Genomic DNA, 6610 nt, shown 5'->3' with positions numbered 1-6610 from the left:
GTGCGGGGTCGGGGGCCTCCCAGGCGGGCAGTCCGCCCGGCGGGACGACATGCGTGGGGAGGAAACCGGGGGTCGTCATCGCGGCTACTTCCGCATCACCGCGGGTTCGCGGCGGCGCAGCAGACGGGCGACGAGGTAACCGCAGACCAGGGACAGCACGACGAGCATCCCCAGGTCGAGCAGCCACACGCCGGCGGAGTGCTCGAACAGCGGGTCGGACTTGTCGGGGACGATCTGTTCGAGGTCGATGGTGCCGGCCATGGCGGCGAACGCCCACCGCGAGGGCACCAGCCAGGCCAGTTGTTCGAGGACGATGGTGCCCTTCACGTCCAGCAGCGCTCCGCAGAACACCACCTGGATGATCGCGAGGAGCACCAGCAGCGGCATGGTGACCTCTTCCTTGCGGACGAGGGCGGAGACGACGAGGCCCAGCATCATCGCGGTGAAGGCGAGCAGGGCCACGGCCACGGTGATCTCGACGAGCGGCGGCAGCAGGACGCCTTCGCCGCCGGGGGCGTTGAGGTCGACGCCGAGGAGGGCCACCAGGGTGAGGACGACGGCCTGGAGCACCGTGATGGTGCCGAGGACGACGACCTTGGACATCAGATACGCGGATCTGGACAGGCCGACGGCGCGTTCCCGCTGGTAGATGACGCGTTCCTTGACCAGTTCCCGGACGGCGTTGGCCGCGCCGGTCAGGACGCCGCCGACGCACAGGATGAGCAGCGCGTTCATGGCGGTCTCGCGGTCCAGTTCACTGCCGGCGAGGGCTCGGGCCATGGCGCCCATGACGAACGGCAGCGCGATCATGATGGCGAGGAAGGTGCGGTCGGCGCCGAGCGCGGCGCTGTACCGGCGGACCAGTGTGCCGAGCTGTGCGCCCCAGCTCTGCGGTTTGGGCGGCGGTGCCACGTCGACGGGCGTCGCCTCCGGCAGATACGGGCGGCTCATGGACGCGGTGACGTACTGGCGATGGAACGGCGAGTCGCGGTACTCCCCCGCCCAGTCCCGGTCCTGGTCCCGTTCGAACGCCTCGAAGGCTTCGGGCCATTGTTCGAAGCCGAAGAAGGCGAGGGTGTCGTCCGGCGGCCCGTAGTAGGCGACCTTGCCGCCGGGCGCGAGGACGAGGAGGCGGTCGCAGACGTCGAGGCTGAGGACGCTGTGGGTGACGACGATGACCGTGCGGCCGTCGTCGGCGAGGCCGCGCAGCATGTGCATCACGGAGCGGTCCATGCCGGGGTCGAGGCCGGAGGTCGGCTCGTCGAGGAAGAGCAGGGAGGGCTTCGTCAGCAGTTCCAGGGCGACGCTGACACGCTTGCGCTGGCCGCCGGAGAGGCTGTGGATCGGCTGGTCGGCGCGCTGTTCGAGGCCCAGCTCATGGATCACCTCGTCGACGCGCGCCTGTCGCTCGGCCTTCGCGGTGTCCTGGGGGAAGCGCAGTTCGGCGGCGTAGGCGAGGGCCCTGCGGACGGTCAGCTGGGCGTGCAGGATGTCGTCCTGCGGGACGAGGCCGATGCGCTGGCGCAGCTCGGCGTAGTCGCGGTAGAGGTCCCGGCCGTCGTACAGGACGGTGCCACTGTCGGCGGGGCGCTGGCCGGTGAGGGCGTTCAGGAGGGTGGACTTCCCGGCGCCGCTCGGGCCGACGACGGCGAGGAGGCATTTCTCGCCGACCGGAAAGGCCACCTTGTCGAGCAGTGTCCGGCGTCCGCGGTCGACGGCGACGGTCAGCTCCTGCACGTCGAGGGAGACCTCACCTGTGTCGACGTACTCCTGCAGTTCGTCCCCGACCAGGCAGAACGCGGAGTGACCGATACCGACGATGTCACCGTCAGTGACCGGCGCGCTGTCGACGGGACGGCCGTTGAGGTAGGTGCCGTTGTGGCTGCCGAGGTCGGCGATCTCGTAGGTGCCGTCCGGGCGAGCCCGCAGTTCGGCGTGCCAACGGGAGACCACGAGGTCGTCGATGACCAGGTCGTTGTCGGCGGCACGGCCGATGCGGACGGTCCGCGCCGGCAGGGGGCGGACGCTGGTCGGCCGGCGGAAGGTTCCGGTCGAGGCGGGCTGGAAGACACCGGAGGGGCGGACGGGGTCCATTCCGGTGAGCACGGCCCGTGGCCCGTCCTCGACGCTGCCGAAGCGGATGACGGTGCCGGGACCCACGTCCCATTCGCGGACACGGTGGCCGTCGGCGAACGTACCGTTGGTGCTGTTCTCGTCCTCGATGGTCCAGTGGTCGGCGTGCGCCCTGAGCACCGCGTGGTGCCACGAGACCCGGTCGTCGTCGAGCACGATCTCGCTGAGCGGGTCGCGTCCGACGTGGTACTCGTGGCTCGGGGTCATCACCGTGGAGCCCGACTCGGTCTCCAGCACGAGTGCGGGCGCAGTCGCCGCTATCGACCGCTCTGCCATGCCGAAAATTCTACCGATTCACCCCCATATGCGCGCCCGATGGGGCGACGGCGGAGATGTCCAGGGGATGGGGGCCGCACGCCGTAGGGGCGTTCGAGAGGCCGCGTCCGGGCCGCGCGGGAGGGGGCAGGCGCCGCGGTCAGGCGGCGGGGGCGGCGATCCGCTGGGCGATCCGCTGCATACGGACGGCGTCGACGGACTCGGCGAGCAGTTCGTACTCGGTGGTGTCGTCGTTGGTGGCGATGCGGACCAGGTTCCCGGCGGCCAACTCCTCGGCGACCAGTTCCTGCTGGACGCCGTCGGCGGTCCAGGCGCGCAGCATGCTCGGCACGTCGGGGACGGTGTCGGCCATGGGGACCACGGAGTTGGGCGGGAAGGTCGGGTTCTCGGGGCGCGGGTCCAGGCGTTCGGCGATCCATAACGCGCGGTCACGCATCCACCAGAGAGCCAGTGCCAGGGTGGGGGCACGGTAGGTCCCCAGAGGCACTCCGACGCGCTGTCCGCCGCACATCCCGTACGCGGTGACATGGCACAGGAATTCGTCGTGCACCCTCAGCTCCCCCGATCGCACCGCCGTCGACCGCCGCCCGGCCCCGCTCGCCGGACGAACCCGTTCTCGCCTCACAGACTTGCTGGTCGTGCACGCCAGGCGACCGAATGTCACGCACGGTGACGTCATGGACGCGCACGGAGGCCCGCTTTGTTCATGACTCAATCGCCTGTCACTCGAGTATCGCCACTCCTGACGCTCTGTCACCATGCCAATTCAGCCAGTCTCCTGGCATATGCGAGCGCGCGAATGGCCGAAACGATACGACGAGCCCTCCGACCGGGGCTCCCTCGGCGGGGCCTGCGGGGTTTCGGCAGGACCTCCGAGGTGATCGACGCCCTCCCTGGGGCAGGGCAGGGCATCGTGACGGTGCCGGATGACGGGGCCCAGGCGGCTCCGCATCCGCTCCCCGTCCCTTACGTACGTCCTCGACGCGGCGTTCAACGATCACGCCCACGGCGGTCCCGTGATCCGCCGCCCTCGATGAGTTTCTCCGCTCCCGGCGGTCTCCTGTGGGAGAGACACCGGAAGCGGAGGGCGATATGAGCACACTCGACAAGCGGTTCACGGCGGAGCTGCGGAAGAGTCCCGCGCAGGGCGGCTGGACCTATCTCGTCTGGCCGGAGTCCGTCGCCTTCTTCGGCACCCGCGGACTGGTCAAGGTTCGCGGCACCATCGACGGCCACCCGTTCCGCAGCTCCTTCATGGCCCTCGGCGACGGCACCCACAAACTGCCCGTGAAGGCCGACATCCGCAGGGCCATAGGGAAGGGGGCGGGCGAATCGGTGACCGTCCACCTGGAGGAACGCGTCGACGCCTAGAACCTGCCGCCTAGAACCTGCCGCCGAGGACCTGCCGCCGAGAGGTTCGGCGGACGGAGGCTAGAGCTTGCCCTCGATGATCGCGTCGATGCGGGCCAGTTCGTCGGCCTCGAAGTCGAGGTTGCGGATGGCGCCGACGCTGTCCTCGATCTGGCGCGCGCTGCTCGCGCCGACCAGCGCGGAGGTCACCCGGCCGCCGCGCAGCACCCAGGCGAGGGCGAGCTGGGTCAGCGACTGGCCGCGCGACTTGGCGACCTCGTCGAGGGCGCGCAGCCGGCCCACCAGGTCCTCGGTGACGGCGTCGGAGTTCAGGAACGGGCTGTCGCTCGCGGCCCGCGAGTCCTCCGGGATGCCGTCGAGGTAGCGGCCGGTCAGCAGGCCCTGCTCCAGCGGGGAGAAGACGATGGAGCCCACCTGGAGCTCGTCGAGGGCGTCGAGCAGGCCCTCGCTCTCGGGGCGCCGGTCGAGCATCGAGTAGCGCGGCTGGTGGATGAGGAGCGGGGTGCCCAGCTCGCCCAGGATGCGGGCGGCCTCACGGGTCTGCTCGGCCGAGTAGTTGGAGACGCCGACGTACAGCGCCTTGCCCTGCTGCACCGCTGAGTGCAGGGCGCCCATCGTCTCCTCCAGCGGGGTGTCCGGGTCGGGACGGTGGGAGTAGAAGATGTCGACGTAGTCGACACCCATGCGCTTCAGGCTCTGGTCGAGCGAGGACAGCAGGTACTTGCGGGAGCCCCATTCTCCGTACGGGCCGGGCCACATCAGATAGCCCGCCTTGGTGGAGATGATCAGCTCGTCGCGGTACGGGGCGAAGTCGGCCTTGAGCGCCTCACCGAACGCGGACTCGGCGGCACCGGGCGGCGGACCGTAGTTGTTGGCCAGGTCGAAGTGGGTGACGCCCAGGTCGAAGGCGCGGCGCAGGATCTCGCGCTGGGTCTCGACGGGCCGGTCGGGACCGAAGTTGTGCCACAGGCCGAGTGAGAGCGCCGGCAGTTTCAGACCGCTGCGTCCGGTGCGCCGGTAGGGCATGTCCGCGTAACGGTCGTGGTGTGCGGTGTACAACGCGACTCCAGAGGGGTTGGCACGGTGGGTCCGGGTTCCCGGTGAACCGGTGTCCACTCTTTCGCGACCTGGGGGCATTGGTCCAACAGAAGAATCCGATGGGATTCAGCGTTTACGCTTCTCAGTCATGGAGCTCCGTCATCTGCAGCATTTCGTCGCGGTCGCCGAGGAGGAACACTTCACCCGGGCGGCCGAGCGGCTGCTGGTCTCGCAGTCCGGCCTGTCGGCGTCCATCCGCTCGCTGGAACGGGAGCTGCAGACGCCGCTGTTCGTACGGACGACGCGCCGGGTGACGCTCACCCCGGCCGGCCGGGCGCTGCTGACGGAGGCGGAGCGGATCCTGGCGCAGGTGCGGTCGGCGCACGAGGCGGTGGCCGCGGTGCAGGGTGTCCTGCGCGGCATGCTGGCGCTCGGGTCGGAGCAGTGCATCGCCGGGGTGCATGTGGCGGGGCTGCTCGCCGCGTTCCGGCGGCGGCACCCGGATGTGGAGATCTGTCTGCGGCAGGCCGGCTCCGGCGCCCTCGCGGACGAGGTGGCGAGCGGACGGCTCGACTTGGCCTTCGCGGTGCGGACCGCCCAGGAGGACACGGACCAGTTGCGGGTCGTCCCGCTGACCGGTGAGCCGATGACCGTGCTGTGCCACCCCAGCCACCGTCTCGCGGCCGCCGGCGCGGCCGTGACGCCCGAGGAACTCGGCGGTGAGGTCTTCGTCGACTTCCACCCGGACTGGGGGCCGCGCCGCACGACCGACGCCGTCTTCGCCGCCGCGGGCGTCCGCAGGACCGTGCCCCTGGAGGTCAACGACGTGCACAGCCTCCTCGACCTCGTCGACGAGAACCTCGGCATCGCCGTCGTACCGCGCCACTTCCGGCACAAGCGCGCGTCGCTCACCGCCGTCCCCGTGAAGGGCACCGGCGACACCGTGTACGAGACGGTCGCCCTGCTGCCGCCCCCGCAGGCCATGAGCCCGGCGGCACGGGCCCTGCTGGGGCTGTTGGAACCGCAGATCGACACCTTCTGAGCCGGCCGGCCGGTGAGCAGGTCGCTCGCCGACCGGCCGGTCAGCAGGTCGCTCGTTCAGTCAGCCCGTCATCCGTCCGTCATGGGCGCCCACTGGTGCTTCCAGGTGGCGTACATGTAGTGGGGCAGGCCCTTGATGCCGGTCGTGCGGAACGGGCGGCCGTGGTCGTCGATCCGGACCGTGCCGGTACGGCCCTCGGAGGACCATTCCAGTTCCAGGTACCAGCGGCAGTCGCACGACTGGGTCTCCGCGCTGACCAGCAGCACCTCCGGGTCCTCGGCCGACACCTTGTACGGCATGCGCACGGCCGGGATCGTGGTCCCCATGTCGCTGCCGTCGACCGGGCGGGCGAGGGGCCGGCCCTTGTCCAGGTCGACGTCGAAGTAGCGGGGGCTGATTCCTCCGCCGCAGCCCTGGTCCATGGCGTAGACGTTGCCCTCGGCGGGAGCGCTGCGGCCGACGACGCGCACCCGCAGGGCCTTCAGCACGACCGCCTTCGACGACCGCCCCTGCACCGAGATCTCCACGAGCGTCTTGCGGCCGTGAAGCGCCTGCTGCGTCGCGGCCCAGGCACCGGCGTCCTGCGGCGGTGGGGGCGGGGGCACCTGCTTCGGCGGCTTCGCGATGACGTAGTCGTGGCTGCAGCCGATCTCCCAGACCTGGGAGTCGGCGGTCCAGGTGAGCGGCACGTCGGCCGCCGCGGGGGGTGTGCGCTCGGCGTCGTCGGCGCGGGAGGGGCCGGGCTTGCTC

Annotated in this window: 5 protein-coding genes and 1 pseudogene; 2 read left to right on the top strand and 4 right to left on the bottom strand. The window is 70.6% G+C overall.

The features are described from left to right. Positions 1–84: 84 nt before the first annotated feature. Positions 85–2409 (bottom strand): FHA domain-containing protein, encoded by a 2325-nt coding sequence (locus AOK15_RS21965; RefSeq protein ID WP_055519526.1) that lies wholly within the window; start codon positions 2407–2409, stop codon positions 85–87. Between the two features lie 139 nt (positions 2410–2548). Next, a complete protein-coding gene (locus tag AOK15_RS21960; RefSeq protein WP_055519524.1) occupies positions 2549–2959 on the bottom strand; it encodes a hypothetical protein in 411 nt (136 codons plus the stop codon). 542 nt (positions 2960–3501) lie between these two features. Here AOK15_RS21960 and AOK15_RS21955 point away from each other — a divergent pair. Next, a complete protein-coding gene (locus AOK15_RS21955; RefSeq protein ID WP_055519519.1) occupies positions 3502–3780 on the top strand; it encodes a DUF1905 domain-containing protein in 279 nt (92 codons plus the stop codon). Positions 3781–3840: 60 nt separating this feature from the next. Here AOK15_RS21955 and mgrA read toward each other — a convergent pair whose 3' ends face one another. Then, positions 3841–4839 carry an L-glyceraldehyde 3-phosphate reductase gene (mgrA, locus tag AOK15_RS21950; protein WP_055519517.1) on the bottom strand — a complete coding sequence of 333 codons (999 nt, stop codon included), beginning with the start codon at positions 4837–4839 and terminating at the stop codon, positions 3841–3843. A 127-nt stretch (positions 4840–4966) separates the two neighbouring features. On the opposite strand from mgrA, the gene AOK15_RS21945 reads away from it, so the two are divergent. Then, the gene (locus tag AOK15_RS21945; RefSeq protein ID WP_055519515.1) at positions 4967–5860 is read left to right on the top strand and encodes a LysR family transcriptional regulator; all 894 of its coding nucleotides are present in this window, start codon (positions 4967–4969) and stop codon (positions 5858–5860) included. A gap of 68 nt (positions 5861–5928) precedes the next feature. Here the strand turns inward: AOK15_RS21945 and AOK15_RS21940 are convergent. Beyond that, a pseudogene (locus AOK15_RS21940) lies at positions 5929–6610 on the bottom strand (transcriptional regulator); the annotation flags it as partial.

The organism is Streptomyces ossamyceticus (assembly GCF_001418475.1).
Taxonomy (GTDB): Bacteria; Actinomycetota; Actinomycetes; order Streptomycetales; family Streptomycetaceae; genus Streptomyces; species Streptomyces ossamyceticus.
The sequence above is the reverse complement of the archived record's forward strand: the minus strand, read 5'-3'. Positions and strand labels throughout refer to the sequence as shown.